Origin of the sequence: Tenacibaculum sp. SDUM215027 (genome assembly GCF_050566205.1) — a bacterium.
In the GTDB taxonomy this organism is placed as follows: Bacteria; Bacteroidota; Bacteroidia; order Flavobacteriales; family Flavobacteriaceae; genus Polaribacter.
Map to the genome: position 1 here is coordinate 1,037,925 of NZ_JBNXUE010000001.1, position 23,111 is coordinate 1,061,035.

Below are 23,111 nucleotides of genomic sequence, written 5' to 3' on the forward strand. Positions count from 1 at the left end.
AGCACGCTTTTTTGAAATTATATGTTTTAAAATTATTCTACCTTTTGGTCTAATAAATCAAAGAATTGATTTAACCTTGGTAAGATTATAATTTTTGTACGTCTGTTTTTAGCTTTGTTAGTAGGGCTGTTGTTCTCTACTAATGGAACATAACTACTTCTACCAGCAGCAATTAATCTGCTTGGAGCTACATTGTATTTTCCTTGTAATTCACGAACAATAGCTGTAGAACGTAATACACTTAATCCCCAGTTATCTTTTAATGCTGAACCAGCACTTACAGGAGTGTTATCAGTATGTCCTTCAACCATAACGTCCATTTGAGGTTGTCCGTTAACTACAGTTGCAACTTTCTCTAACACTTTAGAAGCTTTGTCGTTAATAGTATAACTTCCGCTTTTAAATAATAACTTATCAGAAATTGAAATAAATACTACAGTTTTTTCAACATTTACTTCAATGTCTTCATCATCAATACCATCTTGTAGCTCTCTCTTTAAATGGAAAGCAACAACTAGGTTTAATGAATCTTTTTTAGAAGCAGCTTCTCTAATTTTGTTGATGTACTTGTCTTTTTTGCTTAATTGAGATAGTGTTTCTTTAATGTTGTCATTAGCACCCTTAGTTAGCACTGTTAAGTTTTCAACTTGTTGTAAAGAGTTTTCTTTATCTCTTTTAAGTTCTGTAACTCTAGATTCTAAAGAAAAAGCTTTGTCTTCACAGTTTTCTTTTTCAACTAAACATTTTGTTAAGTTAGCTTTTACAGCTAATAATTCTTCTTTTGTTTGTTCGTGTTTAGCTTTTATTGCTTCTAATTCTTTTGTAGAAGCACAAGATGCTAGTAAAATAGAAGCGGTAAGGAATAAAAATACTTTTCTCATTTTATTCTGATTTTTTTTAGATGTATTTATTAATAGTTAAGCAAATTTATAAAAATGAAGACACAAAAAAGAGAATTAACAATCTTTTATGAAGTGTGAATATATTATTTTTGTGACTAAATTTTTAAAGATGATTAAAAGGATAACGCTTTTAGTGGTTTCATTATTGTTGGTAATAGCTTGTAAGGAAGAAAAAAAAGAGAATACAGTTAAGTTGCAGGGAGCTGTTTTCGGTACTACATATCACATAACTTATTTGGATAAAGTTGATTACCAGAAACCTATTGATAGTTTGTTTAGCTTGGTAAATAAATCCTTATCAACATACATGCCTACTTCTGATATTTCAAAAATTAACCAAGGAGATACGACCGTAGTGGTTGATGATATGTTTGTAGAAGTGTTTGAAAAGGCAAAGAGAATTTATAAAGAAACAGATGGTTATTTTGATCCAACGATTGGGAGATTAATTGATGCTTATGGTTTTGGCTCTGGTAAAGAAAAGAAGAGCTTAACTTCAGAAGAGATTAAAGGGTTGATGGAAAATGTAGGTTTTGATAAAGTTGTTTTAAAAGATGGAAAGGTTTACAGAGAAAGTGAAAATATTGAGTTTAATGTAAATGCTTTTGCAAAAGGATATGGAGTAGATGTAGTTGGGAGATTTTTAGAGTCAAAAAATGTTCATAATTATCTAGTAGAAATAGGAGGAGAGATTAGAGCAAGGGGAACGAAGAAAGGCGAGCTATGGAAAGTTGCCATTGAAAAACCAAATGTTGACGGAACTCGATCGGTTCAAAAAATAATAGAGTTGGATAATGAATCTATGGCAACTTCAGGTAACTATAGAAAATTTAAAGTGAATAGCGAAGGAAAAAAGATTGTACATACTATAAATGCAAAAACAGGATTGGCCGAAGAGAGTAATTTACTAAGTGTGTCAGTTCGACTAAAAGGAGACTGTGCTGATGTAGATGCGTATGCAACTGCTTTTTTAGCTATGGGATTAGAAAAAACCAAAGCATTCTTACAAGAGCATCCAGAGTTAAAAGTAGTATTACTATATCATAGTGATACGGATGAGCTAGCGGAGTATACTAACTAGTTTTTATAACATACAGGCAAAATCTCGCCTTTCATTAAAGCAAATCGTTCTAGTTTTTCTGGAGTGATTTTTTTTGTGTAGTCAATTTCATCAACTCTAAACCCGATAGAACGAAGCTTGTTGAAGTAATCACGACCATACACACGTACATGATCATACTGACCGAATATTTTTGCGCGCTCTTTAGGGTCGGTAATAGAATCGTCTTCAAAAGTAGTTTCTCTAGATAAATCTTGCGGGATTTGAAAAATACCAAACCCACCAACTTTCATTACACGATACAATTCTTGCATCGCTTTCGTATCATCAGAAATATGTTCTAATACATGGTTGCAAAAAACAACATCGAAAGAGTTGTCTTCAAAAGGAAGATCACAAATATCTGCTTTTACATCTGCAATAGGTGACTCTAAATCAGAAGTAGTGTATTCTAAGTTTTGTTGCTTTCTAAAAAGGTCTAAAAAACACTGTTCAGGAGCAATATGTAATACTTTTAACCTTTTATTAGAAGAAAAAAAGTTGCTTTCTCGCTGTAAAAAAAGCCACATCAAACGATGTCTCTCTAACGACAGTGTTGAAGGAGAAAGTGCATTTTCACGTTGAACTCCATACCCGTAAGGTAAAAACTTCTTGAATGATTTTCCGTCGATAGGATCCGTAAAATTATCTCCTTTTAACCACCAAGTAATAATAGGACGAGCCCAATAACTGGCTTTGATTAATAATGGTCTAGGTATAGTATTAAGTATTACTTTAAATAAAGACACAAATTATATAACTAAAGGTTGTTGTCTAAATTCGTCCTCTTCATTACTTTCAATACCTAAAGCATCGTATATATACTTAAAGGTAGATAGTAACTCAGGTTTACCATCAACTATGGCTACATCATGCTCAAAGTGGGCAGAAGGTTTATTGTCTAAAGTAGTGATGGTCCATCCATCACTGTGTTGACGAATTTTTTGTGTACCCATATTAGTCATAGGTTCAATGGCAACTACCATACCTTCTATGAACTTTTTACCACGACCTCTACGTCCGTAGTTAGGCATTTCTGGATCTTCGTGCATTTTACGTCCTAATCCGTGACCTACTAATTCACGAACAACACCATAGCCATGCTTTTCGGTAAAGTTTTGAATTGCAAATCCTACATCACCTACACGATTTCCTACTTTAAGTTCACGAATACCAACATATAAACTTTCTTTAGTAACGTCAAGTAGTTTTTGAGTTTCGGGAGCAATTTCACCTACAGCAAACGTATAAGCGTGGTCTCCATAGAAATCATTTTTTATAGCACCACAATCAATAGAAATAATATCACCTTCTTGTAAAGGTGTGTTGTTTGGAATTCCATGAACCACTTGTGAGTTTGGACTCATACAAAGAGAGTTTGGGAAATCGTACAAACCTAAAAAACCAGGAATTGCTCCTTGCTCACGAATGAAATCTTCAGCAAGTTTATCAAGATACAACGTAGTTACTCCAGGTTTTACTTCTTTGGCAAGCATACCTAAGGTTTTTGATACTACTAAAGCACTTTCGCGCATTAATTCAATTTCTTCTCTAGTTTTTGGTTTAATCATGGTAAAAATATTGAGGCGCAAATTTACAGTTATTTTTGATATGGATGTTTGTATTCTTGACCAGAAAGTATTTTTAAGAAATCTTCTTCAACTGAGCTATCTTCAATAGCGTGTTCTACAAAACGGCCAACTTCTTTTCCGTCTTTATAAAAAATGAAAGTTGGAACTCGAATTACATTGAAACCTTCTTCTAAACCATTGGCTTTTTTCTGACGGTTTACTGTGACTAATTCAAGGTTTTTATAGTCGAATTTGGCTTCGTCTAAAATTTTATAAAAATTAGGAATTTCTCTTTTACTATCTCCACACCAAGTTCCCATAAAGCCTTTTATCTTTATGTCTTTTAGATATGGTTTTAGCTTTTTTACGGTAACTTTATCTGTTTCGTAATATGAATAAAAATCGTTGAACCAATCACTTCCGTATGGTTCTTGTTGGAAGTCTTTTTTAGTGGCAATACCAACTAAATTTCCATTTTCATTTTTTGTTGCTAGGTTCTTTGGTGTCGATGCACAAGAAATAATAAGTAAGGCTACAAAAAGGTATACGATTTTTTTCATAAGATATATTTTTTAAATAAGCGAATGTTGTGTCATTTCTTTAGGTTGTTCAACCCCCATTAATTTTAAAATGGTTGGAGCAACGTCGCCTAAAATACCACTTTTTATTGATTTTAACTCCTTGTCAATTAAAATCATAGGAACAGGATTGGTGGTGTGTGCTGTGTGTGGTGTTCCGTCTGGGTTAATCATTGTTTCACAGTTTCCGTGATCAGCGATTAAAATAGTGGTGTAATCGTTATCCAGTGCCGTAGTTATTACATCTTTTACACAACTATCAACAGCTTCACAAGCTTTAACAGCTGCTTCAAAAACTCCAGTATGGCCTACCATATCTCCATTTGCAAAGTTTAAACATACAAAATCAACATTACCGCTTTGTAGTTCAGGAACAATAGCATCGCGAATTTCATAAGCACTCATTTCAGGTTTTAAATCATAGGTAGCTACTTTTGGAGATGGACATAGCAAACGTTTTTCTCCTGTAAATTCATCTTCTCTTCCACCAGAGAAAAAGAAAGTAACGTGTGGATATTTTTCTGTCTCAGCAATCCTAATTTGACTTTTTCCAGCTGATTCTAACACTTCACCTAAGGTGTTTTCAATATTTTTTCCGTCGTAAATAACATGAATGTTTTTAAAAGTGTCATCATAGCTTGTCATGGTAACAAAATATAACGGGAGTTTTTTTATATTAAATTCAGGAAAATCTTTTTGACTCAAAGCTTCTGTTAATTGACGCCCTCTGTCTGTTCTAAAGTTGAAGAAAATAACAACGTCGTCTTCTTTAATTGTGGTTTTTGGTTGTTGATTTTCGTCAACCATCACTATTGGTTTAATGAATTCATCGGTAACATCTGCATCATAACTTTGTTGAATACTAGCTAGAGCATCCGAAGAAAAAGCTCCTTTTCCGTTTACCAAAGCTTCGTAAGCAAGTTGTACACGTTCCCAGCGGTTATCACGATCCATGGCATAGTAACGACCGGTAACTGTTGCTAGCTCACCAGTTGTTTTTTGCATGTGTTCTTGAATGTCGTTGATAAAGTACTTTCCTGATTTTGGATCACAGTCACGTCCGTCAGTAAAAGCATGTAGGTATACATTATCTAAACCAACATTGTTAGCTGCAGATAGTAACCCTTTTAGGTGGTCAATATGAGAGTGAATTCCTCCATTAGAAACTAATCCTAAAAAATGAACATTTTTATTGTTTGCCTTTGCGTATTCAAAAGCATTTAGAAGTTCTTTTTCTTGAGCTAAAGTTCCTTCTTTTAGAGTCTTGTTAATTTTAGCTAGGTTTTGATATACAATTCTACCAGCACCTAAATTCATGTGTCCAACTTCCGAATTTCCCATTTGCCCTTCAGGTAAACCAACATGTTCGCCATCAGTTCTTAACTGTGCATGAGGGAATTTATCGTATAACGAATTTATAAATGGGGTTTTAGCGTTGTATATGGCCGATACTTTTGGATCTTGGGTAATTCCCCATCCATCCAAAATCATTAAAATTACTTTCTTGTTCATTTGTTGTGTGTTGCACTGCAAAAATAAGAAAGATTTTTGGGGAATATTTTAGGAATTCACAAAAACAAAAGTAAATGCAATGTAAATTAATATCCCCAAGAATAAAAAGTAGAGAATACTCTCCTTAATCAGTTGGGTTTTGTTTCTTTTTTCAACTTTATGTCTTACCAGGTTACTTGGTCTTGATACAATCTTCCATTATAGTCGTTAAAATCTCGAATTTTATTGTAATCAAAAGTCTTTAAGTTAAATTCCCAAATTGCTGGTTTTTCACTCCAAGGATCGATTAAAATTCTAAAAATATTATCATTTACATATTTTAACGAATGTATCCACTTTAAATCTTTATTCTCAATTCTTTTCCATGATTTTTGGGACCAAATAGTTAAGTGGTCTCCTCCAATGACTGCCCATTTATTATTCTTGTCTATGAGTCCACAGTCGGGATCTCCATAAAAATCATCTTTTAAAAGTATTTGATTTGTTGACTTATTTATCAGGAATGTATCTTCCCATTCATGTTCAATTTTTAATTTTTCAGTTTCATAAAGTATTTTTCTCATTTCTGTTTGTTTTATAAAACAAATAATTATTTTCTATACTTACGAATAGCTTCTTTAATTTTCTCAATTCTGTTTTCAGGATCAGGGTGTGTACTCTGAAATTCAGGGACTCTATTAGGGCCAGCTGCTGCTTTTAAAATTTCCATGACCCCAATTAAGCTTTCAGGATTATAACCAGCATCAATCATTAATTTTACACCTAATTCATCACTCTCTAATTCATCACCACGACCATTTTTTAATAAAGTTTGTTGTCCGATGTTATTGGCTAATTGTCCCAAATCAGCACCTACAGAAGCCCCCATGGTTAGTAATTTCCAGAAGTTAGCATCAGTAATTCGTTCATTAGAGTGTTTTCCTAATACATGGCCTATTTCATGTCCTAAAACTCCTGCTAATTGATCTTCATTTTTTAATTGAGAAAATAAAGCATGAGTAATAAAAACTTGTCCGCCAGGTAAGGCAAAAGCGTTAATTGTTTTTTCATCTCTTAAAAGGTGAAAGTCGAATTGGTAGCCAGATTTTTTTGCTACGGTGTTGTTTACAAGCTTAGCACCTATTTTGTCTACTAATACTTGAGCATTTTCGTTAGGATACAAGCCTCCATGTTGCTGAGTCATTATAGGAGCTTGTTGTAGTCCGATAGCAATTTCTTGTTCTGGAGATAAGCTTACGGCTTGTGTTTTTCCTGTATAAGGGTTTGTCTCTTGTTGACTGCATTTACGTAAATAAGCAAAAGCTACAATAGCTATTCCTATAAGTAAACGAGTTTTAAAACCTCCTTTAATTTTCATCAATATGTTGTTTTATTAGTCCCGAAAGTAAAAATACAAAATATATAATTTAACGGATATCAATTTTTTGTGAACTATAAAAAACTTAAATTTACACAGCAAAACAAACAATATTATGGAGCCTCACTTTGAGTTAAACGAAGTTACTAAGAAGTTACCCAAGCACTTACATAAATTTGTGGTAAAGCAGCCATATGATGAATATACGGCTCAAAATCAAGCTGTATGGCGCTATGTGATGCGTATGAATGTAGATTATTTAGGAAAAGTAGCACATGATTCGTATTTAGATGGGCTAAAAAAAACAGGTATTTCAGTAGAAAAAATTCCTTATATGCAAGGGATGAACCGTATTTTGAAAGAGATTGGTTGGGCAGCAGTGTCTGTAGATGGATTTATACCGCCAAATGCTTTTATGGAGTTTCAAGCATATAATGTGTTAGTAATTGCATCCGATATGCGTACAATAGATCATATTGAATATACGCCTGCACCAGATATTATTCATGAGGCAGCAGGTCACGCGCCAATTATCGCAAATCCAGAGTACGCTGAATATTTAAGACGTTTTGGCGAAATAGGAGCAAAAGCGATTTCTTCTGCAAAAGATTACGAAATGTATGAAGCTATTCGTTTGTTATCTATTTTAAAAGAAGATCCTAACTCTACTCAAAAAGATATTGATGAAGCACAAGAAAAAGTGGAGTGGTTACAAGATAATATGGGTGAGCTTTCTGAAATGGCTCAAATAAGAAACCTACATTGGTGGACGGTTGAGTATGGATTGATTGGAACTCTTGAAAACCCCAAAATTTATGGAGCAGGATTGCTATCTTCCATAGGAGAAAGTAAATGGTGTATGAAAAATGAGGTAGAAAAAGTTCCGTATACATTGGATGCTGCTAACGTAAGTTTTGATATTACAAAGCCACAACCTCAATTATTTGTTACACCAGATTTTGCTCACTTAAGTTTGGTGTTGGAGCAGTTTGCGAATAAGATGGCAATACGAACAGGAGGATTGAAAGGTGTAGAAAAGCTAATAAATTCCAAAAATGTAGGAACTATTGAGTTAAGTACTGGTGTTCAAATATCAGGAGTTTTTATCAATGTAATTACCGATGAAAATAACAAAGCTATTTATGTGCAAACGACAGGTCCTACTGCGTTAGCAAATAGAGATAAAGAATTAATAGGTCACGGAATTACTTATCATGCAGAAGGTTTTGGAAGTCCGATAGGGAAATTAAAAGGAATTAATATTCCGATAGAAAATATGAGTCCACGTGATTTGAAGGCTTATGGAATTTATGAAGGAGAGCAAGTTACGTTAGAGTTTGAAGGAGGAATAAAAGTAGTAGGAGAAGTTATTACTGGAACAAGAGATTTACGAGGTAGGATTTTACTAATTTCTTTTAAAAACTGTATTGTAACTCATGGTGATACATTGTTATTTCACCCAGATTGGGGAGTGTATGATATGGCAGTTGGTGTTGAGGTAGTATCAGCTTTTGCTGGGTCAGCAGATGTGGTTTCTTTTGGAGATGTAGGAAAAGTATCGGAAACTAAAACACATAAAATTCAGTACTCTGAATCAGATAAAAGGTTATATAGTTTGTATGACAAAGTAAGAGAGGTAAGAGAAAATGGCATGGTTTCTGAGGAAAAAATTCAGGAAATTTTTAAAGAAGTAAACTCGCAGTTTAAAAACGATTGGTTATTGCCATTAGAGTTGTTAGAATTAGCCGTGCTAAACAATTTTTCAATAAAAGAAACGTTACGTGAATACATTGAAAACATGAAAAGTAACAAGAGTTACACTACGTTAATTGAAAACGGTTTACTTTTGTTGGAAAATTACCAAGAAGTATAAAATGGGATTATTTAATTTATTTAGAAAGAAAAATATGAGTAACGAAATACAGGAATATTTAGCTAAAGGAGCGGTTGTATTAGATGTAAGAACTTTAGCAGAATGGAATGAAGGGCATAGCGAAGGGGCTAAGCATATTGTGTTAGCTACGATTCCTACAAATGTAGATGAGATTAAATCGTGGAACAAACCAGTAATTGCAGTATGTAGAAGTGGTGGTAGAAGCGGACAAGCAGCCGAGTTTTTACAAAATCATGGAATAGATGTAATTAATGGAGGCCCTTGGCAAAATGTAGATCAATTTTTAGTAAAATAAATACATAAAGATTAAAAGTTTATAAAAGGAAATGCTTGTAAAAGTGTTTCCTTTTTTTGTTGCAGCTTTTTTAAAAATGATTGATGTGCTTCTGAACTAGGATTAAAAGGCTTATGATTTAGGCCTCTTTGAATGGTTTCAACTTCTTGCATAGTTTGGTTAGATTTTTCTGTAATCCAAACCTCTTTAAATTTTTCCCAGATATAATTTATAGCGGTTTTGTTTGGGTGGATCATGTCTTCATTATAAAAACGATAGTCACGTAACTCATCCATCATAATCTCATATGAAGGGAAATAATAAAAATTGTTTCTAGGTTCTACTACTTGATGTATGGCAGAAAGTAAATGTGCTTTACTACGCTGATTTTCTATAAAACCATCTTTTATATGTCGCACAGGAGACACCGTATAAATAATTGAAATATCTTTATTTATTGATATAACTAAAGAATCGATAGCTTCTAAGCTCTCTGAAATTTCTTCAACAGTTAATAATTCTTTTGAAAATCTTTTTTGCGGAACTTTATGACAATTGGCAACCAAAGTATCTGAAGTGATTTCTCGATAAACCCAAGCAGTACCTATAGTGATAATAAGATGCGTGGCGTTTCTCAGCTGCTGAAAAGTTTGTTGTATTGATGAATTTAAGTTGTTTAATAACTCATCCTTGTCAGAAGTGCTTAAGTTAGAATGTGCTTCAAAAGAATGCCAACGTTCATTGTGAAAGAAAATATCCTTACCGGTATATTTTTCTTCGTTTATAGCTTTTGTTATTAAACTTTCAATCGCTTTTGGGTGGAATAAAATACCCAATGGGTTTTGTTTTGATTGAAATTTATAATAGTCTAGTTTATCACCAATGTTTTCAGAAAAACAAGAACCTAATAATAATAGCTTTGATTGGTAGCTAATTTGATTGTGTTTTTGTTTTGTAAGTGGTATTTGCGTCTGAAAATTCATGAGTTTTGAGAAAAATAACAATCAAAAATAAGGATAAAATCTTCAGAAAAAGCGGTATAAGTTTGTAGTTTGTTAAAATTTGTATCTTTGTTTAATCGAAAACAAAATAAATTGAACAATATAAAATCGACATTCACAATAAAAGATCTGGAAAATATTTCAGGTATAAAAGCGCACACCATACGAATTTGGGAAAAACGTTATAACTTATTGTCTCCTGATAGGACGGATACAAATATTCGTTATTACTCTTCTGAAAATTTACAAAAATTATTGAATGTAGTCTTGTTAAACAAAAATAATATCAAGATTTCTAAAATAGCGGAAATGTCTGATGATACAATTGTTTTAAAAGCTAGAGAATTGGCTTTTAAAATGGCTGTAAACGATGAAGCAATAAACTCTTTAAAGTTGGCAATGTTTCAGTTTGATAAAACATTGTTCAATAATGCTTATAGCAGATTACTTAAAAGAAAAACGTTTAGAGAAATTTTTAAAGACGTTTTTGTTCCTTTTTTAAATCATATAGGTTTGCTTTGGCAAACAGATACCCTATTGCCTGCACATGAGCATTTTATTTCGAATTTGATTGTTCAGAAAATACAAATCAATATAGAAAAACTAGAATATTCTAATGGTAACTCAGAAGTGAGTTATGTGTTGTTTTTGCCTGAGAATGAAATTCATGAGTTAGGGTTAATGTATTTAAATTATGAACTTATATTAAGAGGCTATAATACGATATACTTAGGGCAAAGTTTACCTTTAGATAATTTAGATTACTTTTTTAAAAGCAAAACAAAAGTTTGTTTCATTACTTCAATGACTGTCCAGCCTTACGATGATAAAGTAGAAGAATATTTTTTAGAAATTGAAAAGGTACTTGAAAATACTGATCATGAATTAATAGCAATAGGAAATAAAGCTATGGCAGTTGATAATATTGATTTTAAAGCAAAAATAACAGTGTATTCTTCACTTAAAATATTCTTAAATCAATTCTAATTTTTTTTGAACAACTTAGTTTTGTTTATGTTTTATTTGTTTTTATTAAACAAAATATGTAGTTTTGACTAATGTTTTGATTTTCAAGGCATATTTTTTTAACGAAACTAATTTTGTTTAATGTTTTTTAGCATAAAATAAACAAAGTCTACCGAAGCTGAAAAATAGACTATAAAAAATAAGAGTAAGCATTAATTTAAAGTGTGAAATTATGAAAGTAAAGAATTTGAGCTCGGTATTGTTTTTGGGTTTGTTTTTAAGTTTTGGTTTATTAACATCATGTAGTGATGATGACCCAGTAATAGAAGAACCGAAGAATATAGTTGATATAGCAGTTGCAGACTCTAATTTAAGAGTCTTGGTATCTGCTTTACAAAAGGCTGATTTAGCATCTGCGTTACAAGCAGATGGACCTTTTACTGTTTTTGCACCTACAGACGCAGCATTTCAGGTGTTGCTGGATAGTAATGACTCATGGAATTCATTAGATGATATTCCCACAGAAACATTAAAAGCTGTATTGTTGTTTCATGTTGTAAGTGGTGAGGTAAAAGCAGCTGATTTATCTAATACTTATGTAAACACACTATCAACAGGACCTAATGATGAAATGTTGTCATTACAAGTAGAAGTTGATGGAACTGTAGAGTTTAACGGAGATTCAAAACCAATAAGTACAGATATTATGGCTTCAAATGGAGTTATACACACGATAGATAAGGTGATGTTGCCTGCTAATGTAGTGACTTTAGCATTAAATAACAGTGGTTTTACCTCTTTGGTTGCAGCTTTGACAGATGATCGTCATACTACAGATTTTGTTTCTTTATTAAAAGAGGATGGACCATATACAATCTTTGCACCAACAAATGATGCATTTCAAGCATTGTTAGATAGTAATGATTCTTGGAACTCATTAGCCGATGTTCCAATTGCAACATTAGAAGCAGTGTTAAAATATCATGTATTTGCGGGAGGAAATGTACAGTCAGGTGAATTAAATGATAACCAAGAAATTATAATGTTTGGTGGTAACATAATTACAGTTGATTTATCTAGCGGAGCAAAATTAGATACAAGTTCAGGGCAGTCTGTTGTAATCTCATTAACAGATGTACAAGGAACCAATGGGGTAATTCATGTGGTAGATAGTGTTCTTTTACCTTAGTTAAGGTAAGCTTGTGATTACGAGTGGGGGTTTAAGCTTCACTCGTAATTAATTTAATTATATTTATAAGAAATAATTTGAAAAAAAAAGTATACATAATAGGTTCAGGGTTTTCTTCTTTGTCGGCATCATGTTATTTAGCCAAGGCTGGATATGAAGTAATTGTGTTAGAAAAGAATGCTACCATTGGTGGGAGAGCAAGACAATTATTGAGAGAAGGATTTACTTTTGATATAGGTCCTACATGGTATTGGATGCCAGATGTTTTTGAGAAGTTTTTCGCTGACTTTAGTAAGAAACCATCAGATTATTACGAATTGGAAAGGTTGAATCCTGCTTATGAAGTCTACTTTGGAGAAAAAGATTCAATTGTAATTCCAGGAACACTAGAAGAGATTTATGAAGTTTTTGAAAAAGAAGAAAAAGGAAGCTCAAAACATCTTCAGTCTTTTTTAAAGTCAGCAAAATATAATTACGATGTTTCTATAAACGATTTGGTGTATAAACCAGGAATTTCTCCTTTAGAATTGGTAACCCCAGTTACTATGGGTAAAATATTTCAGTTTTTTTCTACTATTAGACAAGAAGTAAGAAAGAAGATTAAAAGTAAAAAACTAATTCAAATTTTAGAATTTCCAGTGTTGTTTTTAGGAGCAAAACCAAGCAATACCCCAGCGTTTTATAATTTTATGAATTATGCTGATTTCGGCTTAGGCACATGGCATCCAAAAGGAGGAATGTACAAAGTAATTGAGGCTATGATTACTCTAGCTACTAGCTTAGGCGTGGAATTTAAAACCAATGCAAGTGTTGAGGAAATTGTAGTGAATGATAAAGGGGAAGCAGTTGGTGTTGCAGTAGATGGGAAATTAATGGAGTCTGATCTAGTGTTAAGTGGGGCAGATTACCATCATACCGAAACGCTACTTCCTAAATACCTTAGGCAGTATTCAGAAAGTTATTGGAATAAAAAAACATTCGCACCTTCATCATTACTCTTTTATGTGGGGTTCGATAAAAAATTAAAAAACGTATGTCATCATACACTGTTTTTTGATACAGATTTTGATGTACACGCTAAAACAATATATGATGTTCCTAGTTGGCCAAAAGAACCTTTATTCTATGCGAGCTTTCCCTCGATTACAGATGGTTCTCTTGCGCCTCAAGGAAAAGAAGTTGCCACTTTTTTAATTCCGTTAGCACCGGGTGTAGAGGATACTCCTGAGTTGAGAGCGCGCTATTTTAATATTATAATTGAAAGATTAGAAAAGCTAACAAACCAAGCAGTCAAAGAACATATGTTGTTTAAAGAAAGTTTTTGTGTAAATGATTTTATAAAAGAGTATAACTCGTATAAAGGGAACGCCTATGGTTTAGCAAATATTTTAACGCAAACAGCATTTTTAAGACCCAAGATAAAAAGTAAAAAAGTAAAGAATTTATTTTTTACAGGACAGTTAACAGTACCAGGACCAGGGGTTCCTCCGTCTTTAATTTCAGGAAAAATAGCTTCAGATTTAATTTTAAAAACGTACAAAGATGAAACAATTATTTGATGAGGTTTCTTATGCATGTAGTAAGTTAGTAACTCAAAAGTATAGCACCTCGTTTTCGTTAGCCACGAAGATGTTATCACCCAAAATACGTGCTGATATTTATAATATTTATGGTTTTGTACGCTTTGCGGATGAAATAGTAGACTCTTTTCATAAATATGATAAAGAGCAATTACTATTAAAATTTGAAAGAGATTATTATGAATCTAAGAATAGAGGAATTAGTTTAAATCCTATTCTAAACTCTTTCATACATACTGTAAATAAGTATAAAATTTCTGATGACTTAGTACAATCGTTTTTAAAAAGTATGAAAGCTGATTTGTACAAAACAGAATATACAACTACAGAAGAGTATAATGAATATATATATGGTTCTGCAGATGTTGTCGGATTAATGTGTTTAAAGGTTTTTGTAAATGGAAATCAGCAAAAATACGAGGAGCTAAAAGAGCCTGCAATGCGTTTAGGATCAGCGTTTCAAAAAGTAAATTTTCTAAGAGATCTAAAAGAAGATTTTAACGAGTTGAATAGATCTTATTTTCCAAATATCAATTTTGGAGATTTAAGTGCGGAAGGGAAAAATACAATTATTAAAGAAATAGAAGACGATTTTGACTTTGCTTATAAAAACGGAATTTTAAAGTTACCAGTTGAAGCAAAATTTGGAGTGTATATGGCATACAGGTATTATAAAAAACTATTAAAAAAGCTAAAAGATACACCTTCAACAAAAATCATGGATACTAGAATTCGAATTTCAAATCCGATGAAAATTAATCTATTGGCAAGAAGTTATGTAAAGTATAAATTGAACTTAATATGATAAAAAGTGGTATCTTAGGAGTACTGTTCTTTATGTCGATTATAGGCTTCAATAATGCACCTAATTTTGTTATAAAATACCATGAATTAGCTACTAAAGAAGCAGAATTATCTTACATAAAAAAATATAAAAACAGTAAAGAAGTAAGTATACAAGCCTATGTAGTTTCTTTACAAATGAAGCAGGCAAAATATAAAATGATGCCGTGGAGTAAATTGAAAGTTTTTAATACAGAAAAGAATAAACTAGAAACACTAATTTCAAAGAATCCTAACAATATTCATTTAAGATATGTTCGCTTAGTAATACAAGAAAATACACCAAGTATTTTAGGATATAAATCTTCTATAAAAAAAGATAAACAGTTTTTAAAAGAAGCACTCCAAAAAAAAGACAGTGTAAGTTATTTACACACATATATAATTAATAATACATCATTATGAATATAGCAATTTACATAGCAGTAACTACATTAACGTTTATTGTTATGGAAGGTGTTACTTGGTGCACACATAAATATGTGATGCACGGTTTTGGTTGGTATTTACATGAAGACCATCATCAACCAGGCTATCCACATGTGTTTGAAAAAAACGATGCCTTTTTCGTGGTTTTTGCTATTCCTAGTATGTTGCTTTTTTACTTTGGAATTCATCCAGAATTAAATGTTTTGTTTTTCCTAGGCCTAGGAATATTATTTTATGGTATTGCCTATTTCTTGGTGCATGATGTGTTAATTCACAGAAGGTTTAAGTGGTTTGACAAAACAAATAATCAATACTTAAAAGGATTACGAAAAGCACATAAAATTCATCACAAACATTTGGGAAAACACGACGGAGAATGTTTCGGTATGTTGTTTGTGCCCTTTAAATATTTTAATAAAAGACAGTGAGTCAGTATTTATATCTAATATTAAATCTAGGCAGTTTAAGTATTCCGCTATTGTATAGTGTTTTTGAAAAAAAACTACACTTTATACAATATTTCAAACAAGCAGCGCTTAGTATTTTGTTAGTTGCCTTGTTTTTTTTGATTTGGGACAGTTGGTTTACGCAAATAGGAGTGTGGGGTTTTAACCCTGATTACCATTTATCCTTAAAATTACTGCACATGCCAATAGAAGAATGGATGTTCTTCTTTTGTATACCCTATGCATGTTTATTTACACATGAAGCATTAAAATTTTTATTTCCAAAGTTTAAAATGTCAAAGTCAATGACAGTAATCATAAGCTTTTTACTCATAGTTTTAGTGAGTTTATTATTGATTTTTAACTTCGGAAAATGGTATACAACAGTTAACTTTATGCTATTCTTATTGCTGTTGGGCTATGCGTTAAAATACCATTTGAATACGTTACAAGAATATTATCCAAGCTTCTTGGTAATATTAGTTCCTTTTTTAATCGTCAACGGAATTTTAACAGGAAGCTTTATAGAAGAACCAGTTGTTTGGTATAACAACTCAGAAAACTTAGGGTTTAGAATTTTTACCATACCCTTTGAAGACATTTTTTATGCATTTACAATGTTGTTTTCAGTACAATTAATCTTCAATTCTTTAAAAAGAAAAAAACTTGAAAGAAAATAAATACATACGATTTTTAATATTCCTAATAGCTAATTTTTCAGCTTTAGCTATTGGAGCTTGGTTAATGAACGAAGGACCAAGAACAGATTGGTACTTATCTTTAAGCAAAGCTCCATGGACACCGGTAGGTTGGGTTTTTGGAGCAGCATGGACAACCATTATGGTATTGTTTTCTGTATATATGACTAAAGTGAGTTTTCAACATGAATTTTTAAACAAAAAAGTACTCATTTTATATATAGACCAATGGGTTTTAAATGTAAGCTGGAATTATATTTTCTTCAATCAACATTTAACAAAACTAGGTTTAGTAGTAATTGCTTTATTGTGGATACTCGTAGGTTATTTCACTTTTGAGTATTTAAAAAAAGTAAAATGGTATACCCTATTTATACTTCCGTATTTAATATGGATGACGATTGCAACCAGTCTCAACGCATATATTGTATTAAATAATTAAACTATGGCAAAAAAAAAGAACATAACACAAGAAAAAATAATAGAATGGTACATGAATACCGTACTATCATCAGGTCAACCGAATTCAATATTTTCTTTCGCGCAAGAAAACAACTTTGAAGAGGCAGACTTTTACAAACATTTTTCAAGTTTTGAAAGTTTAGAAAAAGCTATTTTCGGAGTTTTTGCAAAAGAAACTATTCACTTATTGCATAAAACAGAAGCATACAAAGACTATTCATCAAAAGACAAACTATTAAGTTTTTACTTTACTTTTTTTGAACTGTTAACAGCTAACAGATCGTATGTGTTGTTACAATTCAAGGAAATGAAAACCGACTTTTCAAGATTATCTGTATTGAAAGTGTTGCGAGTAGAATTTATTGATTTTGTAAACGGATTAGATCTTGAAAAAATTGACTTTAAAAATGAAAAAGTAAATAAAATTCAAGATAAAACTGTTGCAGAAGGATATTGGATGCAGTTACTAATGATCTTAAAATTTTGGATAGATGATGAATCACCTAATTTTGAAAAAACAGATCTTTTTATAGAAAAATCAGTCAAAGCAAGTTTTGCTATTCAGCAAATAGCATCTGTAAAAAGTGTGATTGATTTGGCTAAGTTTTTATGGAAAGAAAAATCACCAATAGTATGAAAACGTTAAACAAAATACCGACGTCAAAAATAGAACGAGCTACAAAGCTAGTTTCAACAGGAGTAAAAGTAGGTGTAAACTATGCTAAGTATTATGGTAATAAAATAACCAAATCAGAAGAAGAAGCTAAAAAGCAGCTTAATGAAGATAATGCTACCGATATTTATGATGGGTTAAAAGAACTAAAAGGATCAGCATTAAAAGTAGCGCAAATGCTAAGCATGGAAAAGAATATTTTACCCAATGCTTATGTAGAAAAATTTTCATTATCCCAGTTTTCAGTACCGCCATTATCAGGGCCTTTGGTAACCAAAACATTTAAAAAATACTTCAGCAAAACACCTAATGAAGTTTTTGATACGTTTACGGCAGAATCAGTAAATGCAGCAAGTATAGGACAAGTTCATAAAGCGACGAAAGATGGAAAAAAGCTAGCTGTAAAAATTCAGTATCCTGGAGTAGCGGATAGTATTTCAACCGATTTAGCGATGGTAAAACCCATTGCAATGAAAATGTTTAACATCAAAGGTGAAGGCTCTGACGAATATTTTAAAGAAGTTGAAGACAAGCTTTTAGAGGAAACTAATTATGAATTAGAGCTAGCTCAGAGTAATGAAATTGCTGATGCATGTAAACATATTCCAAATTTAAAATTCCCAAGCTACTATCCAGACTTGTCATCAGATAGAATTTTAACGATGGACTGGATGGATGGGGTTCACCTGTCAGAATTTACTAAAGAAGAACAATATGAAGATGTTTCAAACAAACTAGGGCAAGCTCTGTGGGACTTTTACATGTACCAAATGCACAAACTAAAAAAAGTGCATGCAGACCCGCATCCAGGAAACTTTTTAGTATCCAAATCAAACGAACTTATTGTAATTGATTTTGGATGTATGAAAGAAGTTCCTGAAAGTTTTTATGTGCCTTATTTTGAATTAGCAAAACGAGAGAATATAGATAATCCAGCCTTCTTTGAAAGCAAACTGTATGAGTTAGAAATTTTAAGAAAAGACGATACTCCAGAAGAAATAACCTTTTTTAAGTCGCTTTTTTATGAGATGTTATCACTTTTTACACAACCTTTTCAGCAAGAAGAATTTGATTTTTCTGATGCCATTTTCTTCGGAAAAATAGCTGATTTAGGTCAAAAATATGCCAAGAGTACAGAACTAAAAAAGATGAATGGGAATAGAGGGTCAAAACACTTTATTTATATTAATAGAACATTTTTTGGTTTGTATAACCTAATGCACGATTTAAAGGCTAACAAGGTAAAAATCAATAATTTTAATACAATATAATGCATATTACGCGTCAAGAAATAGACGAGTTTTCTCATCTTTATAAAATAAATTTGATGAATAGTATTTCTGGTTATAAACCAGCAAATCTTATTGCGACAAAATCTAATGACGATATTACCAACGTAGCGGTGTTTAGCTCTGTAGTGCATTATGGTTCAAGTCCAGCAATACTAGGGTTTGTACTGCGTCCCACAACCGTTGTGAGGAATACATATAATAATATCAAAGAAACGGGTTACTACACAATTAATGCTATTAATGAAGCAATAATAGAGGAGGCGCATCACACCTCGGCTAAATATCCGTCAGAAATTTCAGAATTTGATAAAACAGCACTTTCGGAAGAATTTAAAAATAACTTCCATGCTCCATTTGTAGCAGAGTCACCCTTACAAATAGGGATGAAGTTTTTAGAAGAACATCATATAAAAGCTAACGGAACTATTTTAGTTCTGGGAGAAGTTACTGATTTATATTTTAATGACAATATGCTTTCAGAAGATGGTTTTTTAAACCTTTCCAAAGAAAAAGTAGCTGCAATTAATGGATTAGATACCTATATGGTTGCAGAAAACTATATAAGATTATCATATCAAAAACCAAAGGCATGAAAATCTTAGTTACAGGCACAACAGGTTATATAGGAAAACGATTAATTGTTAGGTTGCTGGAAAATAGCCATCAATTAGTCTGTTGTGTTCGTGATTTAGATAGAATACCAGATGAGTTTGAAAACAATCCGAACGTTACTTTTATAAAAGTAGATTTTTTAAATACAGAAAATACAGTTTTTCCTAAAGATATTGATGCTGCGTGCTATTTAATTCATTCGATGGCGACGACATCAGAAAATTTTGAAAACTTAGAATTAACCTGTGCACAGAACTTTAAAAAACTATTAGAATCTACTAATTGTAAGCAAGTGGTGTATTTAAGCGGAATAGTTAATGACAATTCGCTGTCCAAGCACCTAAAATCAAGATACGAAGTAGAAAAAGAGTTACAATCAAACAATTATGCCTTAACGACCTTTAGAGCAGGAATTATTGTAGGAAGTGGAAGTGCTTCTTTTGAAATTATAAGAGATATCGTAGAAAAGCTTCCTGTAATGGTAACACCAAAATGGTTAAAAACGAAAACACAGCCTATTGCAGTTAGAGATGTATTAGCCTTTTTAGAAAATAGTTTACAAGTTAAAGAGGTCTACAATAAATCTTTTGACATTTGCGGTCCTGAGATACTAACCTATAAGGAAATGTTGTTACAGTTTGCTAAGGTAAGAGGGTTTAAAAGATACATTTATACACTTCCAGTATTAACACCAAAACTATCTTCCTATTGGTTATATTTTGTAACATCTACATCCTTTAACCTAGCACAAGCCTTAGTGGATAGTATGAAGGTTGAAGTAATCGCAAAACCAAGTATGATTAATACGTTACTTAATGTGGAGCCCATAACCTATAAAGAAGCCGTTGCATTAGCATTTCAAAAAATAGAGCAAAACGAAGTAATTTCTAGCTGGAAAGATGCCATGAGTAGTGGAGTTTTTCACGATCAATTGGCAAAACATATACAAATACCTCAATACGGCTGTTTTAAAGACATAAGAGTTAGAGAAATACAAAACGAGGGGAATACATTACACAAAATTTGGAGCATCGGAGGGGAAACAGGGTGGTACAAGTTTAATTCTCTTTGGAAGATAAGAGGGTACGTGGATAAACTTTTTGGAGGTGTTGGATTGCGAAGAGGTAGAAGACATCCCACAGAATTAGAACCAGGAGATTCACTTGATTTTTGGAGAGTATTATTGGCAGATAAAAAGAATAAACGGTTGATTTTATTTGCTGAAATGAAATTACCTGGAGAAGCATGGTTAGAGTTTAAAATAGTAAAAGACAAATTATATCAAAGAGCAGTTTTTAGACCTAAAGGAGTTTGGGGAAGAATGTACTGGTATGCCGTTTTACCTTTTCACACATTTGTATTTAAAGGAATGATTAATCATTTAATAAAAGCGTAATAATAAAAATAGAAATTCAACAAAATGAACACAATAAAAATATTCTTAATTATGGCATTATTTAGTTTTTCAGGAAAAGCACAAACAGTAACCCCTAAAGAATCGTTATACGATATAAAAATTGAGGGAATCAACGGTGAAAATTTAGACCTTAATCAATTTAAAGGAAAGAAAATACTATTTGTAAATGTAGCATCAAAATGTGGATTTACAAATCAGTATGAAGGTTTACAAGAACTGTACTCAAAACACAAAGATAAGTTAGTAATTGTAGGTTTACCATGTAATCAATTTGGAGGGCAAGAACCAGGAACAATAAAAGAAATACAGTCATTTTGTAGTGTCAATTATGGAGTAGGTTTTCCTATGACAGAGAAAATTGAGGTTAAAGGAGAAAACCAACACCCATTGTACCAATGGTTAACACAAAAAGAGAAAAATGGAAAAATGAGTTCTTCAGTAAAATGGAATTTTCAAAAATATTTGGTAGATGAAGAAGGAAGGCTAATTGATGTTTTTTATTCAATTACCAAGCCAATGAGTAAGAAAATCACCAAACTGTTATAATGATTCATTTCAAAAAGCACTCGGGTATCTATACTTTATCAACAGAGCAAGTTTTAAATGTTCCGTTGCAGCAGGCGTGGGATTTTTTCAGTTCTCCAGAAAACTTACAAAAAATTACCCCGTCTCACATGGGGTTTCAAATAACTTCTGGGGTTGATAAAAAAGCCTATGCAGGACAAATTATCACCTATAAAGTGGGAGTTCTTCCAGGGGTAAAGTCAAACTGGGTAACTGAAATTACCCAAGTGAAAGAGCAGCAATTTTTTATTGATGAACAACGATTTGGCCCTTATAAAATGTGGCATCACGAACACAGGTTCGAAGAGTTACCGAACGGAAAAACAGTAATGAAAGATAAAATATCGTACAGAATACCTTTTGGTTTTTTAGGACACATAGCTCAGTCAATCTTTATAAAGAAGCAGTTAAAAGAAATTTTTAAACATCGTTATAGTACGTTAGAAAAGCTATTTAATGGGAAATAAAGTATCTGTTTTTTGGTTTCGTCGAGATTTACGTTTAGAAGATAACAAAGGATTGCATGAAGCGCTACAATCAGGGAATAAAGTAGTTCCGTTATTTATTTTTGATGAAAATATTTTAGAAAGTCTTCCTAAAAATGATGCACGCGTAACGTTTATTTACCAAACGTTGCAAAAGCTTGATGAGGAGTTAAAAAAGTATCAATCATCTATTATAATTAAAAAAGGGAAACCTCTAGAAGTTTGGAGAAAACTTGTAGAAGAATATACGATTCAGGGAGTTTATACAAATAAAGATTACGAACCTTACGCAACTAAAAGAGACAAGGAAGTAGCCGGTTTTTTAACATCAAAAGGAATAAGATTTAATGCTTTTAAAGATCAAGTAATCTTTGAAGAAAACGAAGTTTTAAAAAACGACGGAACTCCGTATACAGTTTTTACTCCGTATAAGAATAAATGGTTGCAAAACTTCTCTGAAAAGAAAGATACGCAAGACTTTACGATAGACTTTGCTAACTTTTATCAGTTTTCATCTGAATTTCCATCATTAGCTTTCATAGGTTTTGAAGAAAGTACGATTAAAGTAAAACCATATAACTTATCTAATTTAGATTCGTATGATGAGGTGAGGGATTTTCCTGCTGAAGATAAAACTTCATACTTGTCACCTTATTTACGTTTTGGACTGGTAAGTACTCGAAAAATGGTTCGTTTTGCTTTAAAAACCAACCAAACTTTTTTAAGTGAGCTGATTTGGCGTGAGTTTTTTATGCAGATTTTATATCACTTTCCAAAAGTAGTTACCCAGAACTTCAAACAAAAATACGATGCAGTTCCTTGGAGGAACAACAAAGAAGAGTTTAAAAAATGGTGTGAAGGTAAAACAGGGTATCCTATGGTAGATGCAGGCATGCGAGAGCTAAACAAAACGGGATACATGCACAACAGAGTACGAATGATTACTGCTGGGTTTTTATGCAAACATTTATTAATAGATTGGCGTTGGGGAGAAGCGTATTTTGCAGAAAAGCTGCTGGATTATGACCTGTCAGCAAATAACGGAAATTGGCAATGGGCAGCAGGTACGGGTTGCGATGCAGCTCCGTATTTTAGAGTATTCAACCCAGAGTCTCAATTAAAAAAGTTCGATAAAGACTTACAATATGTTAGAAAATGGGTGAAAGATTTTGATGAGCTAACTTACCCACAACCTATGATAGAACACAAGTTTGCGAGAGAAAGAGCGATAAGTACATATAAAAATGGACTGAAATAAAAAAAGGTT

Annotated in this window: 26 protein-coding genes; 18 read left to right on the forward strand and 8 right to left on the reverse strand. The window is 32.2% G+C overall.

Annotated elements, in window-relative coordinates; genetic code table 11:
* Positions 1-32: 32 nt before the first annotated feature.
* Complete coding sequence (locus ACQYZ7_RS04900; RefSeq protein WP_430728650.1) at positions 33-881, reverse strand: OmpA/MotB family protein; 849 nt, start codon at positions 879-881, stop codon at positions 33-35.
* 130 nt (positions 882-1,011) lie between these two features.
* Here ACQYZ7_RS04900 and ACQYZ7_RS04905 point away from each other — a divergent pair, with 130 nt between their 5' ends.
* A complete protein-coding gene (locus tag ACQYZ7_RS04905; protein ID WP_430728651.1) occupies positions 1,012-1,983 on the forward strand; it encodes an FAD:protein FMN transferase in 972 nt (323 codons plus the stop codon).
* Here ACQYZ7_RS04905 and ACQYZ7_RS04910 read toward each other — a convergent pair.
* The 6 genes from ACQYZ7_RS04910 to ACQYZ7_RS04935 all read right to left on the reverse strand — a co-directional run bounded on the left by ACQYZ7_RS04910 (position 1,980) and on the right by ACQYZ7_RS04935 (position 7,019).
* The gene (locus tag ACQYZ7_RS04910) at positions 1,980-2,750 is read right to left on the reverse strand and encodes a class I SAM-dependent methyltransferase (protein WP_430728652.1); all 771 of its coding nucleotides are present in this window, start codon (positions 2,748-2,750) and stop codon (positions 1,980-1,982) included. The genes ACQYZ7_RS04905 and ACQYZ7_RS04910 overlap by 4 nt on opposite strands.
* Positions 2,751-2,753: 3 nt before the next feature.
* On the reverse strand, positions 2,754-3,572 hold the full coding sequence (gene map, locus ACQYZ7_RS04915; RefSeq protein WP_430728653.1) for a type I methionyl aminopeptidase: 819 nt from the start codon (positions 3,570-3,572) through the stop codon (positions 2,754-2,756).
* A gap of 29 nt (positions 3,573-3,601) precedes the next feature.
* Positions 3,602-4,132, reverse strand: a complete 531-nt coding sequence (locus ACQYZ7_RS04920; protein ID WP_430728654.1) for a thioredoxin family protein — start codon at positions 4,130-4,132, stop codon at positions 3,602-3,604.
* Positions 4,133-4,144: 12 nt separating this feature from the next.
* Complete coding sequence (gene gpmI, locus ACQYZ7_RS04925; protein ID WP_430728655.1) at positions 4,145-5,662, reverse strand: 2,3-bisphosphoglycerate-independent phosphoglycerate mutase; 1,518 nt, start codon at positions 5,660-5,662, stop codon at positions 4,145-4,147.
* Between the two features lie 164 nt (positions 5,663-5,826).
* Complete coding sequence (locus ACQYZ7_RS04930) at positions 5,827-6,225, reverse strand: hypothetical protein (protein WP_430728656.1); 399 nt, start codon at positions 6,223-6,225, stop codon at positions 5,827-5,829.
* 26 nt (positions 6,226-6,251) lie between these two features.
* Positions 6,252-7,019 carry a M48 family metalloprotease gene (locus ACQYZ7_RS04935; protein WP_430728657.1) on the reverse strand — a complete coding sequence of 256 codons (768 nt, stop codon included), beginning with the start codon at positions 7,017-7,019 and terminating at the stop codon, positions 6,252-6,254.
* Between the two features lie 115 nt (positions 7,020-7,134).
* On the opposite strand from ACQYZ7_RS04935, the gene ACQYZ7_RS04940 reads away from it, so the two are divergent.
* Positions 7,135-8,892, forward strand: coding sequence for an aromatic amino acid hydroxylase (locus tag ACQYZ7_RS04940; RefSeq protein ID WP_430728658.1), 1,758 nt, complete (start codon positions 7,135-7,137; stop codon positions 8,890-8,892).
* A gap of 34 nt (positions 8,893-8,926) precedes the next feature.
* Positions 8,927-9,208, forward strand: a complete 282-nt coding sequence (locus ACQYZ7_RS04945; RefSeq protein ID WP_115900133.1) for a rhodanese-like domain-containing protein — start codon at positions 8,927-8,929, stop codon at positions 9,206-9,208.
* An 11-nt stretch (positions 9,209-9,219) separates the two neighbouring features.
* Here the strand turns inward: ACQYZ7_RS04945 and ACQYZ7_RS04950 are convergent, their stop codons facing one another.
* Complete coding sequence (locus ACQYZ7_RS04950; protein ID WP_430728659.1) at positions 9,220-10,170, reverse strand: GSCFA domain-containing protein; 951 nt, start codon at positions 10,168-10,170, stop codon at positions 9,220-9,222.
* A gap of 111 nt (positions 10,171-10,281) precedes the next feature.
* On the opposite strand from ACQYZ7_RS04950, the gene ACQYZ7_RS04955 reads away from it, so the two are divergent.
* The 15 genes from ACQYZ7_RS04955 to ACQYZ7_RS05025 all read left to right on the forward strand — a co-directional run bounded on the left by ACQYZ7_RS04955 (position 10,282) and on the right by ACQYZ7_RS05025 (position 23,102).
* Entirely contained in the window at positions 10,282-11,175 is an 894-nt protein-coding gene (locus tag ACQYZ7_RS04955) for a MerR family transcriptional regulator (RefSeq protein WP_430728660.1), read from the forward strand.
* Positions 11,176-11,386: 211 nt separating this feature from the next.
* Entirely contained in the window at positions 11,387-12,343 is a 957-nt protein-coding gene (locus tag ACQYZ7_RS04960; protein ID WP_430728661.1) for a fasciclin domain-containing protein, read from the forward strand.
* A gap of 77 nt (positions 12,344-12,420) precedes the next feature.
* Complete coding sequence (locus ACQYZ7_RS04965; RefSeq protein ID WP_430728662.1) at positions 12,421-13,902, forward strand: phytoene desaturase family protein; 1,482 nt, start codon at positions 12,421-12,423, stop codon at positions 13,900-13,902.
* Positions 13,886-14,728, forward strand: coding sequence for a phytoene/squalene synthase family protein (locus ACQYZ7_RS04970; protein ID WP_430728663.1), 843 nt, complete (start codon positions 13,886-13,888; stop codon positions 14,726-14,728). Before ACQYZ7_RS04965 ends, ACQYZ7_RS04970 begins: the two co-directional genes overlap by 17 nt.
* Positions 14,725-15,171: a hypothetical protein gene (locus ACQYZ7_RS04975; RefSeq protein WP_430728664.1), complete on the forward strand. Its 447-nt coding sequence runs from the start codon at positions 14,725-14,727 to the stop codon at positions 15,169-15,171. Before ACQYZ7_RS04970 ends, ACQYZ7_RS04975 begins: the two co-directional genes overlap by 4 nt.
* Entirely contained in the window at positions 15,168-15,623 is a 456-nt protein-coding gene (locus ACQYZ7_RS04980) for a beta-carotene hydroxylase (RefSeq protein WP_430728665.1), read from the forward strand. Before ACQYZ7_RS04975 ends, ACQYZ7_RS04980 begins: the two co-directional genes overlap by 4 nt.
* The gene (locus ACQYZ7_RS04985; protein WP_167444715.1) at positions 15,620-16,321 is read left to right on the forward strand and encodes a lycopene cyclase domain-containing protein; all 702 of its coding nucleotides are present in this window, start codon (positions 15,620-15,622) and stop codon (positions 16,319-16,321) included. The genes ACQYZ7_RS04980 and ACQYZ7_RS04985 overlap by 4 nt, the downstream gene beginning before the upstream one ends.
* Positions 16,308-16,781, forward strand: coding sequence for a TspO/MBR family protein (locus ACQYZ7_RS04990; RefSeq protein ID WP_430728666.1), 474 nt, complete (start codon positions 16,308-16,310; stop codon positions 16,779-16,781). The genes ACQYZ7_RS04985 and ACQYZ7_RS04990 overlap by 14 nt, the downstream gene beginning before the upstream one ends.
* Positions 16,782-16,784: 3 nt before the next feature.
* A complete protein-coding gene (locus ACQYZ7_RS04995) occupies positions 16,785-17,438 on the forward strand; it encodes a TetR family transcriptional regulator C-terminal domain-containing protein (RefSeq protein WP_430728667.1) in 654 nt (217 codons plus the stop codon).
* Positions 17,435-18,745 (forward strand): ABC1 kinase family protein, encoded by a 1,311-nt coding sequence (locus ACQYZ7_RS05000; RefSeq protein ID WP_430728668.1) that lies wholly within the window; start codon positions 17,435-17,437, stop codon positions 18,743-18,745. The genes ACQYZ7_RS04995 and ACQYZ7_RS05000 overlap by 4 nt, the downstream gene beginning before the upstream one ends.
* 56 nt (positions 18,746-18,801) lie before the next feature.
* A complete protein-coding gene (locus ACQYZ7_RS05005) occupies positions 18,802-19,359 on the forward strand; it encodes a flavin reductase family protein (protein ID WP_430728669.1) in 558 nt (185 codons plus the stop codon).
* Positions 19,356-20,774 (forward strand): SDR family oxidoreductase, encoded by a 1,419-nt coding sequence (locus ACQYZ7_RS05010; protein WP_430728670.1) that lies wholly within the window; start codon positions 19,356-19,358, stop codon positions 20,772-20,774. The genes ACQYZ7_RS05005 and ACQYZ7_RS05010 overlap by 4 nt, the downstream gene beginning before the upstream one ends.
* A gap of 24 nt (positions 20,775-20,798) precedes the next feature.
* Complete coding sequence (locus tag ACQYZ7_RS05015; RefSeq protein WP_430728671.1) at positions 20,799-21,341, forward strand: glutathione peroxidase; 543 nt, start codon at positions 20,799-20,801, stop codon at positions 21,339-21,341.
* A complete protein-coding gene (locus ACQYZ7_RS05020) occupies positions 21,341-21,826 on the forward strand; it encodes an SRPBCC family protein (protein WP_430728672.1) in 486 nt (161 codons plus the stop codon). The genes ACQYZ7_RS05015 and ACQYZ7_RS05020 overlap by 1 nt, the downstream gene beginning before the upstream one ends.
* Complete coding sequence (locus ACQYZ7_RS05025) at positions 21,816-23,102, forward strand: cryptochrome/photolyase family protein (RefSeq protein ID WP_430728673.1); 1,287 nt, start codon at positions 21,816-21,818, stop codon at positions 23,100-23,102. The genes ACQYZ7_RS05020 and ACQYZ7_RS05025 overlap by 11 nt, the downstream gene beginning before the upstream one ends.
* Positions 23,103-23,111: the final 9 nt, after the last annotated feature.